This is a genomic window from Pantoea sp. AG702, from assembly GCF_003182295.1.
Lineage (GTDB): Bacteria > Pseudomonadota > Gammaproteobacteria > Enterobacterales > Enterobacteriaceae > Pantoea > Pantoea ananatis.
Map to the genome: position 1 here is coordinate 212,266 of NZ_QGTU01000005.1, position 23,160 is coordinate 235,425.

Below are 23,160 nucleotides of genomic sequence, written 5' to 3' on the forward strand. Positions count from 1 at the left end.
GAATTAAGCCGGGTTGGCCTGGCGGTATTTTTTCACGGCATCCAGCGTTTTCTGAATGTGTGATTCTGGATTTTTATCCGTATAACTCAGCAGGATTTTGCCATCCGGTGCAATAACATAAGACGTACGATCGGAAAGCGTTTTACCTTTCATCTCCATCGTACTTTTGTATTCTGCAGCCACTTTTGCACCCGGATCGGCAGCAACGGTGAATTTATCGCGGCATTCAAGTTTAGAAAATTTCTCAATCTGGTCAGTATTACCTGCGGTGACGCCGATTACCGTTGCGCCCTCTTTTTTAAAGTCATCTGTCGCTTCTGCAAAGGCATGCGCCTCTAAGGTACAGCCTGCACTAAACGCCGCCGGGAAAAAATAAAGAACGACCGGGCCTTTTTGCAGTGCCTGCTGTAAAGAGAAGGTGGTTTCTTTACCTGCCAGTGCGGCTTCCAGTTTGAAATCCGGCGCCTTTGCACCCACCGGCAGTGCCGCGAACGCGGAGGTCATTGGAAGGCTCAGTGCCAGTAATGATGCAGCCGTCAGCATTTTCAGGTGATTCTTGATACGCATTCTCTTTTCTCCGTCGACAAGCAGGCATAAGTGCCCCTTGCACGTTAATACTAGGTTCATTCACTAAAAATGAAAAAGTTTGCGTCATGGAATAACGCGATAGCGTCACCAGAGCGTTAATGCAAACGTGTCTGGCATCTACAGTAAGATAGTCTTACAACCGATCATTTAGATATGCGGTTAGGCGATAATTTTGTGTCAGACGGTAAATATTCAGGGAACAGAGAGATGCCCTACCTGATAACGCTGAAAATGGCCCGAATCTTGCGCGGGCGCCGTTGTCCAGAGACAAAAATCTATGTGGCGCCAGTGAAAGGTATCCAGAGCCGATACGCGTGCTAACGCCCCGGCTTGTTTTGGGGGCTGTGTTAACCCGGCGAGATCGGCGTAAGCAGGAACGGTGCTGACGTTCAGGGAAGCAAAACCGGCTTGAACCATCTCTGGCGACAGCCTGGCCGATAACACCGGGAAGGTATGCACCTGCGGCCAGCCAAAATCCTCAGTAAGCTTTTTAAAACCTGCCCCAGACAAAAAACAGTGCATGCTCTCTGCGTCCTGCCAAAGATAAAAGGGCGCATACACATTTTCATCCGTGTTTGTGGGACCTTTGGCTTTGCACGCATAAAGCCAGGCTTTGAATATGAGACCAGGAAATCCCGCCATCTTATATCCGTTGTCATCAATCCGGCGTTGAATAATCGTCATGTCGTAATCGGCGGGAAGAACAAAACGGTATTGCATAGCAAGCATGGTTTTCTCCTTAAAGTTGGGGAATATCCGCCAGGTTAAACATCTTCCCATGACTAAAAGACCAGTCTTCTGGCTGAGTGAAATGAAGAACGATCATGACATCATGGGGCTTTATACCCATCGATTTTTCAAGACGCCGGGTCAGATCCTGATAAAAGGCCTGTTTCTGCTGCGTATTACGCGTTTTACCTGCGGTAATGGTAAACAGAAGAAAGTCATTGCTGCGGCCCGCCTCAGCACCACAAAGATAATGCCGATCAAAAATCCGGCTGTGCGCGTCATAACAATCAAAAAACTGAAAGCAGTCTCCGCGCGGTACGGAAAATGAAGCTTCAAGCGATTGCTGTAACGCAGCAGAAATTTTCTCTCTCCACTGCTGAAAACGCGCTGTTGAGATGGCTATATGGCTTACAGGCATCGGTATCCCTCACTCAGGCTGTGTGTTTTTGAAGACGGTCAACGCGGAAACGGCGTTGGGCCAGCCGCAATAAAAGGCAAGATGCGTTATCACTTCGATAATTTCATCGTCTGAAATGCCATTTTGGCGAGCAAATTCCAGATGCCAGCCCAGCTGTTCATTTCGATACAGTGCAATGAGGGCGCTGACCGTAATCAGACTTCTGTCACGCGGTGAAAGCCCGTCCCGCTGCCAGATATCGCCAAATAAGACCTCTTCACTGAGACGTGCCAGCTTGGGTGCTATTCCGGCCATATTTTCCCGACTCACCTTTATCGTGTTCATTTTTGTTTCTCCTTGAGGATGTGGTAGAAAGATAGGATGCTTTGACGATCTATAAAATCAGAAATATTGGGACCCTGAATCCCATAAAACGGGATGAAAAATGGCGAAAAGACCCGTTACGTTCGATGCTGAAACATTACGAACCTTTGTCACCGGTATTGAGTTGGGAAGTTTTGCTGCTGCTGCAGAGCGCCTGGGGCGTTCAACATCGGCGGTAAGCGCTCAGCTTAAAAAGCTTGAGCAGCAGGCAGGCGCCGCACTGGTGCAAAAGTCAGGACGACATCTGGTCCTTACTGCCCAGGGGGAAATGATGCTTGCCTATGCGCGCAGGCTGATGAGTCTCAACGACGAAGCTTACCAGGCGGTGAAATCGGTGGGCATCCGTGGCGAGGTTCGGCTGGGATTGCAGGAAGATTTTGGAGAATCACTTCTCCCCTCTCTTCTTGGGCAATTTTCACGTGCGCACCCCGACGTACAGGTCTCCGCGACCGTGACCCGCAACAAGCCTCTGCTGGATGCAATACGTCACAATGAACTTGATGTTGCCCTGAGCTGGCAGGGTGACGAGAGCACCGCTTACAGCGAGTCGCTCGGGTCATTACCACTCTGCTGGATTGGCGCAAAAGATTTCGATATCGGCGCATTTATCGATCGGAACCGACCTCTGCCGTTACTGGTTTTTGAAGCACCCTGTCTGATGCGTAGCGCGGCGACAGCGGCCCTGGACAGCATGAATATCCCCTGGCGCATTGCGTTTACCAGCAGAAGCCTGAGCGGGATATGGGCGGCCGCGGCGGCCGGGCTCGGAATGACGTTGCGAACACAAACGGGCATGCCGTCATCACTCGCGATATTTGACCAGCAAAAATTGCCAGATACTGGCGCGATTGGCGTTTGTCTGCATCAGTCTGAAAAAAATGTATCAGCCGCAGCAGCCTCGCTTTGCCAGATGATAAAAACGCACTTTCATGGCACATAAGCCAACTACCGCGCCTGAAGAAATCCAGCCAATAGACAGCATCAATCGATGACCGGACAGGCAGGTATTTCTGGCGGTTGAGGCTGAGCACAGGGCTGTCAGATTGTGGTCGTTTAAACAACGCCCTGCTTTTTGTCCGGCCCGGCTTTGGCACCTCTCCTGCTTGCTGCGCTAATCTTGACGCGGGCACCTGAGTAAGGCCAATTACAGTATGCTGTAACTAAAATCGTTACAAAAAATACTGTGCTCACACTTTTGTGACATCCATCGCCAATGCTGTTTACCCCCGGCTTATCTCTCCACCATAGCCTTTTACGCTGAGCGTATCACCGTCTGCTTCCACCCACGCGAAGGGCACAACTGAAGGGCCGTCGAGCATGCCCTTCATGATAAAAAAGTCGGTGTCCAGAATACGGGCATAGCCTCCGCGATGATCGTGTCCGGCAAAACAGGCGCGCACCCGGTAGCGGGTGAATAAATTCACCAGCGCGTCGGCGTTCATTAACATATGCGTATTCCCGGGAGCCAGCGGATAATGCCCGAATACCACGATGCTTTCTCCGCACTGCTGTGCCGCCTGTAACTGCTGCTCTATCCACACCAACTGTTGCGCGCCCACGGCACCGTTCCAGGGCTGCGCGTGGGGTTGATGCTCATGTTGCAGCCGGGCCAGCAACGCTGCCGCCTGTTGGCGATCGGTGCCGTTGAGCGCATTGCAGTAAAGACTCATATCATTGCCATCGTAGACAATGAAGCGCCAGCCGTTAAAACGGAAAGCGTAATAGCTCTTGGGTAGGGGAACCTTACCTTCAAGTCGTGTGGCAATCGTCTGCGCATCATGATTACCCAGCACCACGGCATGGGGATGCTTTAATTCTTGATATACCGGCAATACCGCAGCATAGCTGTACCAGTCGCGATCGACGAGATCGCCCAGGGTCACCACAAAATCGAGCGGCTGAGCGTTGAGCGCCGTGATGGCCTGGTGCAGTTTTTGTAGTCCGTTGCGATAGTAAAGATGGTTGTCAACATCCGGTTCGATATCCGCATATTGCGGGTCGGCGATCAAACCAAAACGAACAACGTTGTTCCGCGCAGGTAAGGGACGCAGCAACGGCGGTTGATACAGCGGTACGACCTCCGCCAGCAGTTCGCGCTGCTGCAGACTAAGCGAGTGAGGCGTTAACATTGGCGTTCACCTTAACGTATACCGGCACGCATGAAAGACTGAATAAACTGACGCTGAAATATCAGAAAGAGCAGCAAAAGCGGCAGCGTTGTCATCAATGTTGCTGCACCAATAAGCGCCCACTGCACGCCCTGCTCTGGCGCGGAAAATAGCTGCAGCCCGACGGTTAAGGGCCGTACCTTAACCGAGTCGGTAATCACCAGCGGCCAGAGAAAATCATTCCAGTGAAAGCTGACAGAGACTAACGCAAAGGCGATATAAATCGGTCTGGCCAGCGGGATGTAGATCTTACGTAAGATATAAAACCGGCTGGCGCCTTCCACGATCGCCGCCTCTTCCAGCACTAAGGGGATGCTTTTAAACGTCTGGCGCAGCAGGAAGATGGCAAAGGCAGACGCAAAATACGGTAAGGCAATGCCGGTCAATGTATCGCGCAGGCCCAGTGCGCCAATGGTTTTATAGTTATTCAGGATCAGCACATCGGGGCTGATCATGAGCTGCAACAGGATAAGGGCAAACAACATGCCCGAATACTTCAGGCGAAAACGGACCAGTGCGTAAGCCGCCATCGTGGCCAACACCAGCTGGACTGTAACGATCATCGTCACCAGCAAAATCGTATTCATGAAGTAACGGGCAAAGGGGGCAGCATGCCAGGCGTTAATAAAATTTTGCAGCGTCAGCGGCGCAAAAAGCCTGAAGCTGCCCTGCTCTGCCGCGGGATGCACCGCAACCCACAGCGCCACCAGGATAGGGAGCAGCCATAGCAGCGCCGCTAACCAGATAATCAGATTCAGGCCGAGGCGGCCAACAGAAAAGGAAGGCTTCATTGATAGTGGGCTCGTTTATCCATCAACTTAAATTTAACTAGCGCAATCGCCGCCAAAATCAGCAGCAACACCACGGTCATGGCCGCGGCTGCCGGTAAATCCCAGTAACTGAATGCTGTGCGATAGATGTAAAACAGCAGCAGGCTACTGCTGTTGTCCGGGCCGCCATTCGTCATCGCAATAACCTGATCGACAATGCGAAACGCATTCATAGATGCATTGATCAAGACAAATAACGTGGTCGGCATCAGCAATGGCCACTGGACGCGCCGGAAGAAATAGCCCTTTGATGCCCCTTCGATTTCCGCCGCTTCACGCACGCGCGGATCAATTTGCTGCAGGGCAGCAAGATAGAAAATCATAAAGAAACCGGCCTCACGCCAGACGGAGACCGCCATCAGGCACCACAGGGAGGTGCCCGGCTCGCCAAGCCAGTTAACCGGAGCAATGGAAAACAGCGACAGAAGTTTGTTCAGTAAGCCCAACTGTGGCGTGTAAAAAAACAGCCACAGGTTAGCAATCGCAATCATTGGCAGAAGAGAGGGAATAAAAAAAGCCGCACGTATCACGGCGTTAGCCGCCAGTCGTCGGTTAACGGCCAATGCCATGAGCAGAGCCAGCATCACCGCCAAAGGGATAGTGACCAGGGCATAGAGCAGATTGTTCCACAACGACCGGATAAACACATCGTCATCCAGCAGCGCAGCGTAGTTATCCAGCCCAACAAACTGGGCCGGATGACCGTTACGTGAGGCGCTGAACAGACTTTCCCACACCGTCGCCAGAGCAGGATAATGGGTAAACAGCAATAAAAAACCCAGTGCCGGTAAGATCAGCAAATAGCCGCACAGCTGTAATGATCCGACGCCTGAGCGTAAAGCAGGGGATGCTGTTGCAAGTGTGTTCATCGCCATCGTATTACTGGTAAGCCTTCAGCAAACGATCGGCCTGCTTCTGGGCAGCTTCCAGTGCTTCTGCCGGGGTTTTCGTCTGGGTTATCGCGGCTTCAATGGCGTGGTTCAGCGCCTCCTGAATTTGCACGCTGTTATAGGTCGAGAGTTCTGGCTGGGCATAGTTAAGTTGCTCACGTGCCACCAGCGCCTGCGGAACCTGTTTCACATAGTCTTTCATGGCTGGCGTTTCCCAGGCGGCGGGTGAAGTCGCGACATAACCGGTAGCAATACTCCAGCGAGCAGCCTGTTCAGGGGCGGTGACCCAACGGATAAACGCCATGGCGGCTTTCTGCTGTGCCGGGGATGCATTTTTGAAGACATACAGATTACCGCCACCGGTCGGGCTTCCGCGCTGTGTCTTTTCAGGAAGCATCGCGACACCAAACGGGAACGTCGCATTTTTACGCACCACGCTCAGATTACCCGTGGTGGTCACCATCATCGCGGTTTTGCCACTCAAAAAATCTTGTGGCGTGGTGCCCCATGCCACGGCGCCTTTAGGTGAAACGCCCTCTTTCTGACCGAGATCGGTTAGCCACTGTAGCGTTTCAATGTTCCCGGGCTTATTAAAATACACGGCCGTGCCCTTGCCATTATCAAGATGCGCGCCATTGGTCGCAGCAAACCCCTGAAACACCCAATAGCCATTTGGCGTAGTCGGAATTTCGATGCCCCACTGGCTGACGTTTTGCCCGTCTTTCACGACCAGCTTTTTGCCAAAGTCCACCACCTGCTGCCAGTTCGCAGGCGGCGTATCAGCATCCAGACCCGCTTTTTCAAACGCCTGCTTATTCCAGTACAGCACCACGGTCGAGCGCTGAAAAGGAACGCCCCAGACTTTTCCATTGATATGGCGTAAGAAAGCAGGATAGAAACTGTCGATCCATTTCTTACCCTCATCGTCTTTGGCCAGATCGCTGGCCGCGACAATCGCCCCCGCATCCATCAGTGAATAAGCTTCGATATCGCCAATAACGGCCATTTGTGGCGCATTACCGCCACGAAAAGCGGTCAATGCTTTGGTCACCGTCGTGGCGTAGTCACCGGTATAGACCGGCTGAATACTGACTTCGGGATGAATTTTTTCGAAATCGGCAACCAGTGCTTCAACGGTGTGGCTGATCTCGCCTCCCACTGCGATGGGATAATACATTTGCAGTTTTACCGGATCGGCAGCAAAAACTGACGCGCTGGTTGCGATAAGCAATGCAGGAAGCAGATGTGACAGACGAATAGCAGACATGATTTTCCCTTAGGTAAAAAGATCGTTAAACCGCGTATTTTTTGGACGAAACAGACATCAGCTGTTCTGCATGCAAACAGCGTTTACCGTTATCGGTGGAAAACAGGTATTGCTTATCAGCAGGCCATTGCAGCCCCACCAGGCTTCCCTCACTGAACCGTTTCATCCCTGCTACCGTCACCGTTAATGTTTCGTGGCTGTGAGCAAGCTGGCACATTAATAAGGTATCAGCCCCCATATATTCGTAACTCACCACGCTGGCCGTCAGCACCGCGCCATCAGCGTTAATAAGCTGAATATCTTCAGCCCGAATGCCCAGACTGAGTGCGCCGGCGGTGAAACCTTCGACGACAGGCTCCCTGAGCGGACTCAGATAGTGGTTCGCGTTGTGGCAGGCGAGCGGCAGGATGTTCATGGGCGGTGCGCCAATAAACTGTGCCGCGAACACGCTGGCAGGGTTGTTGTAGAGATTATCAGGTGTGTCGTGCTGCTCAATTCGTCCCGCGTTCAGCAAAATAATGCTGTCCGCCATGCTCATGGCTTCCGTCTGATCGTGAGTGACATAGATCATTGTCAGACCCAACTTCTTCTGTAAGGCACGGATCTCACGGCGCATGCTTTGGCGTAGCTTGGCATCAAGGTTAGAAAGGGGTTCATCCATCAGGCAGAGCGTATTGTTGGCGATAACGGCTCGCCCCAGTGCCACACGCTGTTGTTGACCACCGGACAACTGGGACGGCAAGCGATCCAGCAACGCCTCCAGTTCCATCAACTTACTGACCCGACTCAGACGATCGGCAAACGTGAGCTTATCTTCACCGCGGGCTTTTAAGCCAAATAACAAATTTTCTTTAACGCTCAGGTGAGGAAAAAGCGCATAAGACTGAAACACCATGGAGAGCTTGCGTTGGGAGGGGGGCAAATGGGTGATATCCACATGATTGAAACTCACCGAACCCGTGTCGGCCGTCTCCAGGCCGGCAATAGTGCGCAGCAGCGTCGATTTACCACAGCCTGAAGGCCCCAACAGAGCAACGAACGTCCCTTCGGCGGCGTCAAAATGGATATTATCCAGTGCGATTTTCTCGCCCCAGCTCTTGGTGATGTGATGAAGCGCCAGATGGCTCATACATGCGCCGCTTTGCAAATAAGAATTGCAGTAAGCTAGCCGAGAAAAATGAACGATTTATGGCTGAAAAATGACAGAAAAAAGATGCACCCATTGATTAATCATGCGGGCTTATCCTTCCCTGCCTTACCAGGCCGCCGTCGCGACCGAGCTTTTCCTCTTGTTCCTGACAGCGAATGAACGCAGAAAGCGGCATCCTGACAACCTGTTTTGCCCATAAGTGACGTTGAACGTCTTGATTGACCAGCCGAGACTGCATGCGATTCTGCTGCACGACAGGGCCAGGGCTAACGTAATACGTTCGGCGGCACCCCGGATGCTATAAGAAATGACCAGACGCATGCAAAGCGCCAGAGACTCACACAACGTCTTGGAATCCTCGCTGCAGCCACAGAGAAAGGGCTGCAACGACTGTTCACTGCCGGAAACAGACACAGGTTGAATATTTCCGCTTAGTAGGTAGACTGGTATACATACCACTAACAAAGGTTATCGTCATGCCAACTCAATCTGCCAGCGCAGAAACTGCTTATGATAAGTTGCTCAGTGCGGCGCGCGTGCTGTTTTACAACCACGGCATTAACGGGACAGGTATCGATGCCATCGTAAAGCGGGCCGGGGTCGCCAAAAAAAGCTTATATAACAACTTTGCCTCTAAAGATGAGCTGGTCGCGATTTATCTCAGGGTTCGTCACGAGGAATGGCTTGCCTTGTACAAAAATCGTCTGGACCTTGCCATGACGCCGAAAGAACGGGTACTGGCCGTATTCGCGGCTTATGAGGACCATGCTGAATTTGCCTATGAAAACGGTTTTCGCGGATGTGGCCTGCTGAACGCAGCAGCAGAGTTGCCCGCCAGCGCGCCGGGACGACAGGCCGTTCGTGAGCACAAGGAGGAAGTGGAGGCGATTCTGACCGCGCATCTGACAGACCTGATGATGGGTGATGCAGAAAGCGCGCGCAAGATGGCACGGCACTTCGCTTTTCTACTGGAAGGCAGCATTTCACGAGCCGGGCTGGAAGGTAACAGCGACTGCGTGAGTCAGGCCGGTATGATTGCTGAACAACTGATGGAGGCATACTGATGCCTGCATCCGTACACCAAACGGGTGGCGCAACGGCCGTCATTATCGCGGCTGCGCTCTGGGGAACGACCGGTACAGCCGCCACCTTTGCCCCGGCTTTAAGCCCGCTCGCCGTGGGCTCGGTGGCAATGGGTATCGGTGGACTGTTCCAGGGACTTATCGCTGCAACCCCGCTTATTCGACAGCGGCGACTGATTTTTCGGCATTGGCCTTTTCTGCTGACGGGTGCCCTCGCAGTGACGGTTTATCCGCTCGCTTTTTATGCGTCTATGCGCTATGCCGGGGTCACTGTCGGCACTGTCATTTCCATCGGCTCTGCCCCGCTACTGTCAGCCCTCATTGAGTACCGTCTTGAAGGCGTACGCCTCACAAAGCAGTGGGCAGGCGGTGCCGCTACAGGGCTTGCCGGCATGATCCTGCTTTGCCTTGCGGAAAGCGGTGGGCACAGTAATGGACAAGGTTCTGCAATGACGGGCATTACGCTGGGGCTGCTGGCTGGTTTTACCTATGCCCTTTATTCGTGGTCTGCGCGGCGGTTAATGCAGGGCGGCATAGCTCCACGCGCGGCAATGGGGGCGACCTTTGGAGCGGGCGGTATCCTGCTTGTCCCTGTCCTTCTGATGACCGGCGCACCGCTTCTGGAAACCTGGAATAATGCCGCCGTCGGGATATATATGGCGCTGGTTCCAATGTTTCTGGGATATCTCTGCTATGGCTACGGACTGGCGCGCATCCCGGCCAGCATGGCAACCACGATCACGCTGCTGGAGCCGGTCGTCGCCGCTCTGCTGGCCGTTCTGCTTGTCGGGGAAAGGCTGCCGCTTTCAGGTTGGGCCGGTGTAGGACTCATTATTGCCTGCCTGGGTGTGATCACCTTTCCAGCGGGCAAGCGCGCCTCCCCTTCAGCCCAACGCCGGGCTGATAACCTTTAATCTGGGGGCAGGAAAAAGGAGGAAAAAGCGGCCTTCGATGCATTCTGGGCTCTCGACATACGCACGGGCGCTCTCATTAAGCTTGAGGAAAGCAAAACCCGCCTGGAGAATGATAACTGACTCCGTCCCTGAACCTGAGCAGAGGTGTCATGTGGCGCCTGTATCAACAATAACGTCCAGGATTTACAGGGCCCCAGGGTAATCTGCATAGTCAGTCCGGGTACGATGAAGACAGGACCAGAGAAATCGAATGTTCTCCTGCCTGGCGTCTCCGAGGGTTCAGGCGGGACGATACCTTTCGCTTTTTGCTCATGGCTGACATTACCAACATCAGCAGCGATGTCTCAGCCCTCTCGGTCTGCCCTTATCAAATATAAAACGCCTGTTGCAGGGCATCAGGCGTTTAAAAGCTGCCAGATTTCGATCCTTATCAGAACCTTTTATGGCCTACTTTTATCAGAACTGCTCCCAGTTTTGATCCTGTCCGCCAACCACTGCGGTCTGCGGTTTCTTAAAAACCGGCGACGATACCGCTGCGGCGCGGTTTTGCTCCCGATTATTACTGGCTAACTGACCCGCAAGCGTAATCGTGAAGGCACCCACTAAATGACCCAGCGTGGAGGCCTGATCTATCAGAGAACGCGATGCTGCGGAGGCCTGCTCAACCAGTGCGGCGTTTTGCTGTGTCGCTCCATTCATCTGATTTACGGCCTGATGGACCTGGCTGATGCCTTGCGACTGTTCTCCGGCGGCTACGGATATTTCATCCACCAGATCAGTGACCTGCCGCACCGCATCATTCATGCGTGACATGTTAGAGCCTACCCCTTCCGCCTGCTCAGAACCGGCCTCGACAAAGCCCATTGATGACTCAATCAACTCCTTGATTTCACGAGCTGAAGAGGATGAGCGCTGTGCAAGATTACGAACCTCACCCGCCACGACCGCAAATCCCCGCCCCTGCTCACCAGCACGTGCAGCCTCAACGGCGGCATTCAGCGCCAGGATGTTGGTCTGGAAGGCAATCCCTTCAATGAGTGCAATGATGTCAGTGATTTTGGCTGAGCTTGCCCTGATGTCACTCATAGTGGACAGTAGTGTGCGGACACGACCAGCACTGTCTTCTGAGATATCCCGGGCGTTTTTCGCCAACTGACTGGCAAGACGCGTATTTTCAGCGGTCTGACGGACGGTTTCGCTAAGCTCGGACATACTCGCTGCTGTCTGCTCCAGGGAGGCCGCCTGCTCTTCCGTACGGGAGGACAGGTCTTCATTACCCGCCGAAATCTGTGCAGAAGCAGAGCTTACCGACTGAGCAGAAGCTTCCACCTTAGACAGTGAATCTGAAACATTCTCAATCAGATGGTTGAAGGCCCTTGCCGTCAGGCCGATTTCATCATGACGTGACTCATCAACCCTGAGAGTCAGGTCGAGTTTTTCACTGGCCTCTTCCATGGTCTGACGCATGCCGTTCAACTAACGGCGTATAGACATGATGGTTTTGATCGTGAAAAAACCCAATACAAGGATGACGGCGCCAGAGCCGGCAATCAGTCCCCATAGAGTCGTATAGTAGATATGGGTATTGGTTTCATCCAGTTGAGTGCCGATATCAATATTTATCTGCAGTTGCTTACGGTAACTGCTTGTAAGCGTGCGAATGGCTTCACTCAGATTTTTACTGCTTTCATCTGAGTTCGCCGTCGATGATGACTGGGGAATCCTGTTGGTCTGCAGGAAAGGCAGCAGCCTGTCATGAATGTTTTTAATCATGACGAACGCCTCTTTGGTCAGCCGCAGATCTTCGTCGCTGGATATATCATTCTCAAGATAATGCTGATTGAGGGTATTAAGGCGCTCAACCGTTTTGTTCATTTCTGATTCAATTTGCCCCTGCCTGGCAGGGTCTTTTGCGCCCTGATAGTCGTATAGCTTAATGAGAAGTTCATTGTTCTCATCAATCAGTACGTTTAAGTCGATGATCGAAGGTATGGCGTTAATCTGAACATAGTGAAAGCGATACTGGAAGCCAGTAACGACCACGATGGAAATAATAACCATAGAAACGAGAGAAGCTGAGAGCATAGAAAACGTAAGATAAAGTCGCTGTGAAATTGTCATAACTCACCCTGTGTGTATTTAAAAAATAAAAAACCAACGCTTAGTAAATCGTCGAAATCAACGAAAACTTGATTTTTTTAGAGAGAGGCTGGTGAGTTATGGAGATGAGTAGAGTGAGAATGTGCAGGGCCTGAACATAAACGTGAATATCGCGTAAAACCCAGGGCTAACAAAGCCGCGAAAGGCTGCTCAAGTTTCGCTTTCTGCTGAATGTGGACATTGCGCAATAAGCTGGCTGTTTTTTGCCTGAATGGGCACGGCTCACCCTTTTCACTCAGTTAGGCTAATGCAGCTTTTCATCGCTTATGATAAAAAAGATAACCCGCACTAAGGAGATTTTTATGTATCTGGATGATATTCCTTCTTCTTTTCGGCAGCATGACATGCTTTATCTGACAGCGCCTGACCTGGGCCGTGCAGAAGAAATGCAACGAAAACTGAATGCGTTCAGCTCACTTCATCATGAGTTCTTACTCTGGTCTCCGGGTTTTCACTCTATTGATTCAGTTGAGAAAAACATGGCAGATGCCGCAGATAACTTCCTGAATGACAGAGACGAATATAAGTTTTTAATCATTGAACGCAAGTCAGATGAACTCTTAGGCTGCATAAGCTTGTTCATCCGCAATCAGGCTATCTCTTACGTCGAAATCGGCTACTGGCTTGCAACCAATGCACTGGGCAAAGGCATCATGCCCGAAGCGTGCAAACTGGCCACTAAAATAGCCTCCGATTTTTTGCACGCAAAGAGAATTGAAATTCGTGTCGCGGGACGTAATGTGCGGAGTCAGTCCGTTGCATTAAAATGCGGTTTCAAACTGGAAGCCAGACTGGTTAACGAGCGCCTCGACAGCATGGGAATGACTGACGATACCTTGATCTACAGATATGGCGGTTGACTCTCCCCATCCTGTGAAGTCAGCCTTTCGCTGAGCGCGGCTCTAGACTGTTACGCATGTCCGCTTTATGCCGGGACGGGTCGTTACCCTCAAATCAACCCATCTGTGTCCTCTCACCCACGGTTTCCCTTTCCGGCGAGCCACAGGAGAAAGAACGAATGATTAAGCGCGCCCAGGGTAAACAGTCAGGCTGCTTATTTGGTGAATGATGAGGAGATTAGTTTGATACCCAGTATGCCCAGGACCGCTGAGGAAACGCGATCAACTGACGTCTTGATACGTAAATATACCTGACGCGGTTTCTCGGCAGACAGCGCGACAGAAACGATGGAGTACCAGACAAAATCGATCAAAAAGCTCATCAGAGGGATGACGACATAAAACAGTAACGGGATATTTTTAGGCAAAAGGGCACTAAAAATAGAGGCAAAGATAATGGCTGTTTTGGGATTGCTCAGTTGTGTTAATAACCCATCTCTGAATGTTTTTAGCCATGTCTTGCTGTGCCCATTTTGTCCATTCAACGCGAGGTGTACAGGCTGAGATGCACCTTTGAAGATGTTAAAAGCCAGCCATAATAAGTAAAACCCGCCCGCCACCTTCATAACCACAAACAGTTCCGGCACCAAAAGTAGCAGCCTCTGTAGCCCAAGCATCGCGACCAGGGCAAAAATCGCAGCACCAACGCCAGTGCCTAAAGCGGTCACGATTCCGTGAAGACGAGAATGCACAACAGCATTTCTGGCAACATAGATAAAGCTTGGGCCGGGGCTTATCACCCCCATAATCAGAACGGCAGCAATGGCCATAAGGCTTGAAATCAACATCCTGGACCTCGGTAGGGAATAATCAGAGCGGCTATTCTAAAGGAAATGATCCGTTTTCACAGGGTGGATTGTGTTGTCTCCGGGATTCGAAAACGAAACAGGCCCGATGAAGCAGCTTCTTGCTCGTCACTATCGTTCATCGCTCACCACCCAGGCGCATCTGTTTAATACCTTTGCTGGTTACCCACGAACAGCCTGACTCACCTGTTAAATTTGTTATTAATCGGCAGCTTAAAGCCAGTGCGGTTAAAGAGGTGCCAGTCTGTATTTGCTATCCTTGGGAAACGAATTCTTGGGTTACCCTTTTTGGAGCAATAATGAGCGATATTATTAATCTGTTCACCAGCCATAAAAGTGAGCGCAGCTTTACCGATAAACCTGTTGACGATGCCATCCTTGATCGCATTATCAGCACCGCCTATCGCGCCCCTACCTCCGTTAACTCACAACAGGTTTCACTGGTGGTTACGCGGGATGCCGCTCAACGTCAGGCCATTTCAGAGATTGCCGGTGGACAGCCCTGGATTGCCAAAGCGCCCGTTTTTATTACCGTCGTTCTCGATATGCATAAATCCCGGGTCGCCATGGCGGCTGTGGGCAAAGAGCAGGTTGCTCAGGACAGCATTGAAAGTATTGTTTCTGGCGCGACTGACGTAGGCATTGCACTAGGCAGTATTATGGCCGCTGCGCGGGCGGAAGGTTTAGGCATCGTGCCCATCGGGGGAATTCGCCGCGATCCGGACGCGATGATCGAACTGCTTAATTTGCCGGAATATACTTTCCCTGTCGCGGGCGTCGTTATCGGTTACGTCGACCAGCCCGCTTTCCAGAAGCCGCGCCTGCCTCTGCAGACCTTCCGTCACGAAGAAAGCTATCACACCGAAGGTCTGGAACAGCAGATCGCCGCTTACAATGCCGAAATGGTTCAGCACTGGCAAGCCACCGGGCGAGCTGACGGCGAAAGCTGGAGCGACAGCGTGAGCGGATACTATCAGCACATCTATTTCCCAAAAGTCCTGCCTGCACTGCACAAACAGGGATTTGGTAGCGACAAATAACCGTCATTCGTCCGGGCAATGCCCGGGCGATGTCTTTCCCTCTGGCTCAACTCTCACAGGCTAACCCCTTGCCCCGTTTCGCCCCTCGTGTTTAGCACGATAGAGCGCTTCATCCGCCCGTTTAATTAATCGTTCCGCCCTTTCTGGCCCTTCCCCTGCCACCGTTGTTGCCACGCCGGCACTCAGCGTGACGCACCCGGTTTCCAGCCCTGTCGAGCTGTGCGGTATCGCTAACTTCCTGACGGCCTCAACCACGCTTGAGGCTATTTTTAACGCATCCGCGGCGCAGGTGTCGGCTAACACGATGGCAAATTCTTCTCCGCCATAGCGTGCGGCGATATCGATGCGGCGCTGGGCAAACGTCTTCAGTAAGCGTCCTACTTGTTGTAAACAGGCGTCACCCGCGACATGGCCGTAGGTATCGTTGTAGCGTTTGAAATAATCGATATCGAAAAGGATTAATGATACCGGCCCACCGCTACTGCGGCCGTGCAGCAGGCTTTTTATCAGAAAGTGGTCAAAGTACCGGCGGTTAGCCAGCCCCGTAAGCCCATCGCCGTTTGCCAGATTCTCCAGTGAATGATTCGCTTCGGTCAGTTCATCCCTGAGATGGGTTAATTCAATTTGATAGCGTAAGCTACGTTTGGCCTCATGCCGTATCAACATCCACAGCAGAATGATCGCCATCAGAAGCACCAGGCTTAATACTACGCCCTGAACCCGGCTTTCGGCCCAGCTAATCAAAAGCCCCTCTTTGTCAAATCCTGCAGCGACAACCAAGGGGTAACGGCTTGAACTGGCGAAACCAAAAATGCGGGTTACGCCGTCAACCTTCGCTTTCCACTGGCCGCTGCCGCGTTCGGCATTGGCTAACAGCTGGTGAAAAAGCGGGCTGGAGGAGAGATTTTTACCAATGTAGCTGTTCGACAAAGGACGAGCATAGAGCACGGTGCTGTCTGCCAGCATCAGCGCCAGTAAGTCCTTGGGACCAATAACAAAATAATCGTAGTAGTGACGAAAGTAATCGATGCTCACCGTGGCAAGGAGTACACCACGGAATCCCTGGTAGGTATCACTGACGCGCAGCGAAACAGGAATAACGTAGCGGCCCGAACTGCGGCTTCGTAATGCAGGCCCCACGTGCAGGCTGTTGCGTGGATTGTTGCGATGATAGCTGAAATACTCCCGGTCGGCGTTATTTCCTGAAAACGACTGCATTAACGAACTGGCGACCCATCGCCCCTGCGCATCGTAATAGAAAATACCCTCCAGCTGCGGCAGGCGGCTCTGTAACGTCCGCATAATGTCGTTGAGGGTTGAGACATTTCCGCCCGTCTCTGCCTGAGACTCGATTTCACGCTGGACTTCACGCAGCGACAGTTCCGTTTGCAGAAAGGTATCTTCGGCCTGACGGGCCTGAGCCAAAGAAAGATCAATGGCGCGTTCTTCAGTGATACGAACCGTTCTTTGCCAGTCCTGGTAAAGCGTCCAGACATTGATCACAATAACGCCAATCGTCAATAAACTTCCCGCCAGGGTAATGCTTCTGAGCAGTGGTGAAAGGCGCATCATCGCCGCATCTTTTTTTCGACGTAATTCCATGCTGGTTAACCCTTCTCTCGCCACGGGATAATGCAACATATCAGAAACAACGTGTTATCAATAACATCCTGACAGGCCATTTATATCTGCCGTTTTCAGTTTAGATTAAGACAGGAACGCCGGCATCGCCTTGCGCCTGTTCAGAGTACAGGCAGCAGGCTCTGATAGCAGGCTGATGGTGCCAGCCTCACCGGTCGGGCGTATCGGGGAACGCGCAGATGTCGAGGCAGCGCTCCACGTCATCCATGACATGGAGAAGGAGAGGTTAACGTCGGCGGCGCCACCACCAAAACAGCAGCAGTCCGATCATCAGCACAACTACTGCCAACCCTGCGCGGGCTATCGGTAAAAGCAGTGACGGCTCGCCGCCCTGACGCAGTGATTTCACCCGTTCCGGGGTAATGCGCACGGCACTGTTGCCTATATCCTGCATGACATAATTCGTGACGTCGGCAATTTGCGTATTATCCAGCGTATGGGCAAAACCAATCATGCCCTGACCGTTTGCGGGCCAGACACCTTCAAGCACGGCCATGGCAACGTTATCGGCCGTAGGCTTTTCCAGGATCGGATGTTTACTCAGGGCAGGTAAACCATTCAGGCCCTGTCCCTCAAGGTTATGGCAGGCGGCACAGTTGTTGCGGTATACGCGCTCGCCATCCGTTAAATCGGACAGCATGTCTGGCGTATCATCTCCGGTCACCGGCGTGAGTCCGCTAGCCGGTTCCTGAACATCTGAATCCGCGTCAGCCTCGCCTTCTTCCTGATCGGCGGCAGGCATCAGGTAGGTTGCTATGGCCGCCCGATCTTCCGGCGTCATACGCGAAAAACTCTTGTCTATCGCTTCAAGCATCGGCCCCGCTGCCGTCGCACCGTTATCGGCGTGACCGCTCGCCAGATAAGCTGCCAGCGATTCCCGTGACCACTGATCGTCACTCTGTAAGGTATTGGCGGTGATGTCAGGCGCAAACCACGTCCCTAAAGAGGCGCCCTGTAACGATTTGCTCTGCTGCTCAGCCATCAAAAAATTGCGCGGCGTATGGCAGGTGCTGCAGTGCGTTAGCCCTTCGACCAGGTAAGCCCCCCTGTTCCATTCCGCGGACTGGCTGGGATCGGGCTTGAAGGGTTTTGTGTCCAGGAAGAGGAAATTCCACGCCGCCATACTAAAGCGCAGATTAAACGGAAACGGCAAATCGGTTTTTTCTGGCTGGCTATCGACCGCTTTCACACCATGCATAAAGTAAGCATAAAGCGCAGACACATCGCTATCACTCACTTTGGCATAGGCGGTGTAAGGCATAGCCGGATACAAATGACTGCCATCGGCACGAATGCCTCTGCGTAGCGCATCGGCAAACTGTTTTTCAGTATAGTGACCAATACCGGCTGTTTTCGAGGGCGTGATATTGGTGCTAAAAATAATGCCTAAAGGGCTACCGATGGCATGGCCGCCGCTGAACGGCGCTTTGCCTTCCTCTGTGTGGCAGGCCGCACAATCCCCAGCCACAGCAAGATATTCCCCTCGTTTTATGAGGTCAGTCTGGCTTTCCGCCCACGCGCTACTCTGAGTTGCAGTCAGCATTAGCAGCGTGGCGGGCAGCAATCGGCTCAATCGCTTACCCATGCTGTGTCTCCTGCAAAATCTTATCAGCGGTACGCAGCGCAAGCGCCATGGCGGTGAGCGTGACATTACAGGTGCCGACCGTTGGCATCACGCCGGTACCGACCATAAACAGGTTTTCATGATCGTGCGCCCGTCCCCAGACATCGGTTACGCTGGTTGCCGGATCGAGTCCCATCGACAACGTACCGATGATATGTTGACGGTTCGAAAATTTACCGCTTTTGCTGTGTCGGATATTGGTCCCACCCAGTTTTGCCGCTATCGCATCGTAGCACTCTCGCGTTTTTTCCGTGCCCTTCTGCACATAGTCATCCACATCCCAGAACAGCGCAGGCGTGGGTAATCCTAATGCATCTTTATTGCTGCTCAGGGTCACGCGGTTATCGGGATTGGGGAGCTGTTCCAGCGCATTTTTAATGCTCAGTCGGCGGGCCGCACGAAAACGAACCTGCTCCTGGAGTTTTTTACCAAAGTACCCCTCTTCCAGCACTTCCTTCGTCACCGCTGCCACCTGTGATGCATTGGAGATATCCAGACGGAATGGCGCATGTTCGCGGCGGAATTCGCCGTCTCTGAACTGCCCTATTGAACAGGGACTGACAGGTCCGCGTCCGGGCCAAATCTCTTCATCCACGTCGAAGGTGACGCCAATGGCGGGATGGTCGCAGAGATTACGACCAACATTGTCACGGGCATTGCCAATCCCGTGCGGAAATTTATCGCTGGTCGACATCAGTAAAAGCTTTGGCGTTTCAATCGCATTGGCCGCCAGAACAAATGTCTGTGCCGTAATGCGATGGCTGGTTTTATTCCAGTCATAATAGTGGGCGGCAACAATCCTGCCCTGCGCGTCATGCTCAAGCTTATACACGACCGCCTCGGTGATCACCTGAACGCCTGTGTCCTCAGCCTGCTGAGCGGCCAGACCGCCGTGATACTGAGCATCAATCGGACACACCGGCATACAGTTGTTGTTACCGCAGCAGGCCGGGCGACCATCGTAACTGCGACTGTTGCGTCCCGTGCTGTCGTCCAGCACGGTGAAGTCGGGTGCCAGTCTGGCCGTGACGCGTTGCTGAAGCCATGAAGCCGGCACGCGCGCCATCGGAAACGGTTTACTGCGTGGCGAGCCGTTATCAGGCGAACCGCCGACGCCAGCAATGACCTCTGCCTCATAGTAATAGGGCTCCAAATCCTGATAGCCGATCGGCCAGTCTTTGCCCACGCCATAAAGGGTGTGTTGCTGAAAATCATTTGGCACAAAGCGCCACAGCTGAGCAGCCCAGTGCCAGCTGGTGCCGCCAAAAATACGGATGTATTGCGCATTAAACGCCTGCGGACCGAGCTGTTGCAGATAATCATTAGGCTCAGGCGTATAGCGTGGCTGAGGTGCCATGGGAGAAAAGGGATAAGGTGACATAAAGTCAGACTTAAAGGCGGAACTGCGAAAGCGCTCGACCAGCTCATCGCGCCCAATTTTCGGCCCGGACTCAAGTAATACAACGGATTTACCCGCTTTGGCCAGTCGGGTAGCCAGCAAAGCGCCATTTACGCCCGCGCCTATCACAACGACATCCGCCGACTCATTCTTCTTCATTGATGACATTACTCATAAAAAGGATCACGGTTGACTCGCCCAGCTGCCGCAGACGCCATAGGAGAAGCTCGGCGGTACCAGTTTGTCATTCACAATTTGATTCGCGAGCGTGTTAATGTAGGTGATGTAGCGTGCATTTTTGCCTTTGCCCACAACCCCGGTGTACCAGCCGCTCAGGATAGTGCTCGCCAGCTTCGCGCTACCTGCGTCACTCTCAGCAAACGGCAGGCGTTCCTGTTGCAACAGATCGGGCTGATGGGCCAGCAGGCTACTCAAACGCAAAAGCGCAGAGGAGAAATTCTTTTGGATCTGACTCAACGTGTCATACAGCGCAGCACCCACGGTTTCGTTAAGTTCATCCTGCTGGGTAAGCTGCTGAGAAACCTGCATAAAGATATCCAGCTCATCTGTCTGGGCATCGGGCTGGGCGGCGTTGAGGCGAGCAAGAGGGAGCAGATGTCCGGCAGCGCTGGTTACAGCAACCAGACCGACCATCTTCAGCACGCGTCGGCGTGAATAGTGATTCATCATATCTTCCAGTAAAAGCCACCTGTCGCTGGCAGCAAATCAGCCTGCGTAATACGGATTATTGTGCTGGCAGTGCGCATAATATTTGGGCCAGGATACACAGCCATTCCCTGCCGCGTTCGCACCTGAAGCCGCTGGTTAAGCGCCAATTCAACAGCATAATGGTTGGTGAGTCTGCCATCTGCCGCTTTCAGTCTGCGGGATCATGAACGTCTCTTTCTCAATGATCCACTGGTAATTAACTAAATGTTAACAATCCGCTGAGGATAAACCAGATAGTTGCTTGGGTTATAAATATATTAAATCGATATTAAACAAATTTGATACGAAGCGGAACTCAGAGCACGCTGGCCCATGTGGCATTTTCAGGCTATGGAGGGCGATCGTTGTCTTTGAAGCGGAGTGAAGTAAACTGCCATTCTGCCCTGCTGCAGCGGCACACGTTCTCAAGCAAACGGAGTTGATCATGCCCCCATTACGTTTACTGTTATCAGAATCGAACGATCCCTGGTTTAACCTGGCGGTAGAAGAGTGTATTTTTCGCCAGATGCCGGCTAACCAGCGCGTACTGTTTTTGTGGCGTAATGCGGAAACGGTGGTCATTGGTCGGGCGCAGAACCCGTGGAAAGAGTGCAATACACGTCGTATGGCAGAGGACGGTATTAAGCTGGCACGACGCAGCAGTGGAGGCGGCGCGGTGTTTCACGATCTGGGCAACTGCTGCTTTACCTTTATGGCGGGCAAGCCAGGTTACTATAAAAGTGTCTCAACCGCTATCATCCTGCAGGCACTGGCAACGCTGGGCGTCAATGCGCAGGTTTCAGGACGAAACGATCTGGTGATCGACACCGGTGATGGCGTGCGCAAAATATCCGGCTCTGCTTATCGCGAAACGCCCGACCGTGGCTTTCATCACGGCACAGTTCTAATTAATGCCGATCTGTCGCGCCTGGCTGATTATCTCAATCCCGACGTGAAAAAGTTACAGGCGAAAGGCATCGCCTCCGTGCGAGCACGCGTGACAAACCTGCAAACGCTGGTGCCCAATATCAGCTACGAACGCCTTTGCCATGCCATCACGGAAGCCTGTTTTGAACACTTTGCAACTCGCTGTGAACCCGATGTTATTTCTCCTGATAACCTGCCGGATCTGCCGGGCTTTGAACAACAGTTTGCCCGTCAAAGCAGTTGGGCGTGGAATTTTGGCCAGGCGCCAGACTTTTCGCATCTTCTGGATCATCGCTTTGTATGGGGCGGCGTGGAGATACATTTTGATGTTGAACGGGGCGCCATTAGCCGCTGTCAGATATTTAGCGACAGCCTGAACCCTGCGCCACTGGAGGTGCTGGCCTCCCGCTTACAGGGTGCAGCCTATCAGCCTGACGTTATGGCTCAGCATGTAGAAACGTTGAAAACGGACTATCCGCTGCAGCAGCACGAACTGGATGAGCTTGCACAATGGCTGGTGACAAGTCTCCGCTGACAGTCCGGTGAGCGAGGTAGCGTTTGCCCGGCTCAGCAGCAGAAATGGGCCGCGTCAGACGATTGCCTGCGGCTGCCCAGGTTCAACTTAGCTTCCCGTATTGACGCGTTTGCCGATATCTTTCAGTTGCGAATATTTTTCAAGCAATCGCGGTCCGTCATCCAGGCTCATGGCAAACATCCACAGATAGGTCATGACCGAATAGATGTGCCCTGCGTCACCCATCCCTTTACGGGTCATGGACAGGATGGTAAAGGCAAACAGCAGCGCCGCTGCTGTACCTATCGTTATAAAACCTAACGCCTCGCGATCGGATAGCCCTATGCGTAATCGCGCCAGTACGCCGTAGTGTTTCGCCAGAGCGGGTGCCTGGGCAACGGTGACCAGGCTAACCTCTTTTTCAAGCCGGTTATTCAGACGGCCAAACAGCGCTTCGTTCTTGCGCGAGAAGCCCGGCAGAAAGCAGGCAAGTATCAACAAAATGATCAGACAGCCCACGCCCGTCCAGAACTCAATTACCAGAAGCATAATGGCTGCGCCGCTAATCGATGCCAGAGAGGTGATCAGCGTTGGCAGATGCAGCTCAAAAAAATCGACAAACTCACGTGACAATGTCACGCGAGCGGCGATAGTGGAAGCATTTTGCTTCTCGTGACGTTGTGCCACGATAACCGGCACGGCCAGTTCGGCATAAATACGGGCGAAGGTGCGGGTATCAACGCTGCGTCTTGCGGCGCCTATTGCCCACATTGCAAAGACCATGACCGCATAAAGCACAGCATGAAGCGCCTGCCCGGTGACAATGGCGTTAATGGCGAACCCGGCTAACAGCGGATAAAGCAGGTAGGTAACGTTTTCCGCCACCACTAACAGCAGGGTAAGAAAGAGCTTTTTACTGTGACGACGTCCCAGCATCTTGAGGGTGGCAATGGCATTTTGCGGCGCCGTCTCCGGCGTTATTGTTTTGTGAGAACACATGATTTTCTTTTGGTAAACGGTTAAAATTGAGCGGTCGCTCAATA

21 protein-coding genes and 1 pseudogene are annotated in these 23,160 nt (G+C 52.6%); 6 read left to right on the plus strand and 16 right to left on the minus strand.

The window, feature by feature from the left end; all coding sequences use genetic code 11:
• Positions 1-3: 3 nt before the first annotated feature.
• The 4 genes from DFO57_RS15555 to DFO57_RS15570 all read right to left on the minus strand — a co-directional run bounded on the left by DFO57_RS15555 (position 4) and on the right by DFO57_RS15570 (position 2,059).
• Complete coding sequence (locus DFO57_RS15555) at positions 4-567, minus strand: peroxiredoxin (protein WP_014333199.1); 564 nt, start codon at positions 565-567, stop codon at positions 4-6.
• Positions 568-780: 213 nt separating this feature from the next.
• Positions 781-1,317: a DUF4865 family protein gene (locus tag DFO57_RS15560; RefSeq protein WP_041457898.1), complete on the minus strand. Its 537-nt coding sequence runs from the start codon at positions 1,315-1,317 to the stop codon at positions 781-783.
• A gap of 10 nt (positions 1,318-1,327) precedes the next feature.
• Positions 1,328-1,735: a tautomerase family protein gene (locus tag DFO57_RS15565; RefSeq protein WP_019105923.1), complete on the minus strand. Its 408-nt coding sequence runs from the start codon at positions 1,733-1,735 to the stop codon at positions 1,328-1,330.
• A gap of 9 nt (positions 1,736-1,744) precedes the next feature.
• Positions 1,745-2,059, minus strand: coding sequence for a carboxymuconolactone decarboxylase family protein (locus DFO57_RS15570; protein WP_028716082.1), 315 nt, complete (start codon positions 2,057-2,059; stop codon positions 1,745-1,747).
• 100 nt (positions 2,060-2,159) lie between these two features.
• Here DFO57_RS15570 and DFO57_RS15575 point away from each other — a divergent pair, with 100 nt between their 5' ends.
• Positions 2,160-3,038, plus strand: a complete 879-nt coding sequence (locus DFO57_RS15575) for a LysR substrate-binding domain-containing protein (protein ID WP_029571373.1) — start codon at positions 2,160-2,162, stop codon at positions 3,036-3,038.
• Positions 3,039-3,318: 280 nt separating this feature from the next.
• Here DFO57_RS15575 and DFO57_RS15580 read toward each other — a convergent pair whose 3' ends face one another.
• Genes DFO57_RS15580 through DFO57_RS15600 form a run of 5 tightly spaced genes read right to left on the minus strand, consistent with a single transcriptional unit; the run spans position 3,319 to position 8,382 of the window.
• Positions 3,319-4,227, minus strand: coding sequence for a metallophosphoesterase (locus tag DFO57_RS15580; RefSeq protein WP_014333205.1), 909 nt, complete (start codon positions 4,225-4,227; stop codon positions 3,319-3,321).
• Between the two features lie 11 nt (positions 4,228-4,238).
• Positions 4,239-5,057, minus strand: a complete 819-nt coding sequence (locus DFO57_RS15585) for a carbohydrate ABC transporter permease (RefSeq protein ID WP_014598296.1) — start codon at positions 5,055-5,057, stop codon at positions 4,239-4,241.
• Positions 5,054-5,971 carry a carbohydrate ABC transporter permease gene (locus tag DFO57_RS15590; RefSeq protein WP_014598295.1) on the minus strand — a complete coding sequence of 306 codons (918 nt, stop codon included), beginning with the start codon at positions 5,969-5,971 and terminating at the stop codon, positions 5,054-5,056. Before DFO57_RS15590 ends, DFO57_RS15585 begins: the two co-directional genes overlap by 4 nt.
• A 4-nt stretch (positions 5,972-5,975) precedes the next feature.
• Positions 5,976-7,253 (minus strand): ABC transporter substrate-binding protein, encoded by a 1,278-nt coding sequence (locus tag DFO57_RS15595; protein WP_014598294.1) that lies wholly within the window; start codon positions 7,251-7,253, stop codon positions 5,976-5,978.
• A gap of 25 nt (positions 7,254-7,278) precedes the next feature.
• The gene (locus DFO57_RS15600) at positions 7,279-8,382 is read right to left on the minus strand and encodes an ABC transporter ATP-binding protein (RefSeq protein WP_014598293.1); all 1,104 of its coding nucleotides are present in this window, start codon (positions 8,380-8,382) and stop codon (positions 7,279-7,281) included.
• A 497-nt stretch (positions 8,383-8,879) separates the two neighbouring features.
• Between DFO57_RS15600 and DFO57_RS15605 the strand changes: the two genes are divergently transcribed.
• Together DFO57_RS15605 and DFO57_RS15610 are read left to right on the plus strand one after the other, a co-directional pair.
• Complete coding sequence (locus DFO57_RS15605) at positions 8,880-9,467, plus strand: TetR/AcrR family transcriptional regulator (protein WP_013027929.1); 588 nt, start codon at positions 8,880-8,882, stop codon at positions 9,465-9,467.
• Positions 9,467-10,399, plus strand: a complete 933-nt coding sequence (locus tag DFO57_RS15610) for a DMT family transporter (RefSeq protein WP_110015505.1) — start codon at positions 9,467-9,469, stop codon at positions 10,397-10,399. Before DFO57_RS15605 ends, DFO57_RS15610 begins: the two co-directional genes overlap by 1 nt.
• A gap of 456 nt (positions 10,400-10,855) precedes the next feature.
• On the opposite strand, the pseudogene DFO57_RS15620 reads toward DFO57_RS15610, so the two are convergent.
• Positions 10,856-12,520: pseudogene (locus DFO57_RS15620) on the minus strand (methyl-accepting chemotaxis protein).
• 341 nt (positions 12,521-12,861) lie between these two features.
• On the opposite strand from DFO57_RS15620, the gene DFO57_RS15625 reads away from it, so the two are divergent.
• Positions 12,862-13,419: a GNAT family N-acetyltransferase gene (locus DFO57_RS15625; protein ID WP_110015506.1), complete on the plus strand. Its 558-nt coding sequence runs from the start codon at positions 12,862-12,864 to the stop codon at positions 13,417-13,419.
• Between the two features lie 194 nt (positions 13,420-13,613).
• Here DFO57_RS15625 and DFO57_RS15630 read toward each other — a convergent pair whose 3' ends face one another.
• Positions 13,614-14,246 (minus strand): LysE family translocator, encoded by a 633-nt coding sequence (locus tag DFO57_RS15630; protein WP_013027933.1) that lies wholly within the window; start codon positions 14,244-14,246, stop codon positions 13,614-13,616.
• Between the two features lie 317 nt (positions 14,247-14,563).
• On the opposite strand from DFO57_RS15630, the gene DFO57_RS15635 reads away from it, so the two are divergent.
• Positions 14,564-15,304 carry a nitroreductase family protein gene (locus DFO57_RS15635; protein ID WP_029569646.1) on the plus strand — a complete coding sequence of 247 codons (741 nt, stop codon included), beginning with the start codon at positions 14,564-14,566 and terminating at the stop codon, positions 15,302-15,304.
• 60 nt (positions 15,305-15,364) lie between these two features.
• Here the strand turns inward: DFO57_RS15635 and DFO57_RS15640 are convergent, their stop codons facing one another.
• From DFO57_RS15640 to DFO57_RS15655, 4 genes are all read right to left on the minus strand, one after another.
• Complete coding sequence (locus DFO57_RS15640) at positions 15,365-16,906, minus strand: sensor domain-containing diguanylate cyclase (RefSeq protein ID WP_194761662.1); 1,542 nt, start codon at positions 16,904-16,906, stop codon at positions 15,365-15,367.
• Positions 16,907-17,171: 265 nt separating this feature from the next.
• Entirely contained in the window at positions 17,172-18,530 is a 1,359-nt protein-coding gene (locus DFO57_RS15645; protein ID WP_110015508.1) for a cytochrome c, read from the minus strand.
• Complete coding sequence (locus DFO57_RS15650) at positions 18,523-20,127, minus strand: GMC family oxidoreductase (protein ID WP_072137396.1); 1,605 nt, start codon at positions 20,125-20,127, stop codon at positions 18,523-18,525. Before DFO57_RS15650 ends, DFO57_RS15645 begins: the two co-directional genes overlap by 8 nt.
• A gap of 24 nt (positions 20,128-20,151) precedes the next feature.
• Positions 20,152-20,655 carry a sugar dehydrogenase complex small subunit gene (locus tag DFO57_RS15655; protein WP_110015509.1) on the minus strand — a complete coding sequence of 168 codons (504 nt, stop codon included), beginning with the start codon at positions 20,653-20,655 and terminating at the stop codon, positions 20,152-20,154.
• Between the two features lie 466 nt (positions 20,656-21,121).
• On the opposite strand from DFO57_RS15655, the gene DFO57_RS15665 reads away from it, so the two are divergent.
• Complete coding sequence (locus tag DFO57_RS15665; RefSeq protein ID WP_110015510.1) at positions 21,122-22,138, plus strand: lipoate--protein ligase A; 1,017 nt, start codon at positions 21,122-21,124, stop codon at positions 22,136-22,138.
• 87 nt (positions 22,139-22,225) lie between these two features.
• Here the strand turns inward: DFO57_RS15665 and DFO57_RS15670 are convergent, their stop codons facing one another.
• Complete coding sequence (locus DFO57_RS15670) at positions 22,226-23,116, minus strand: ABC transporter six-transmembrane domain-containing protein (RefSeq protein WP_029569643.1); 891 nt, start codon at positions 23,114-23,116, stop codon at positions 22,226-22,228.
• Between the last annotated feature and the right edge of the window lie 44 nt (positions 23,117-23,160).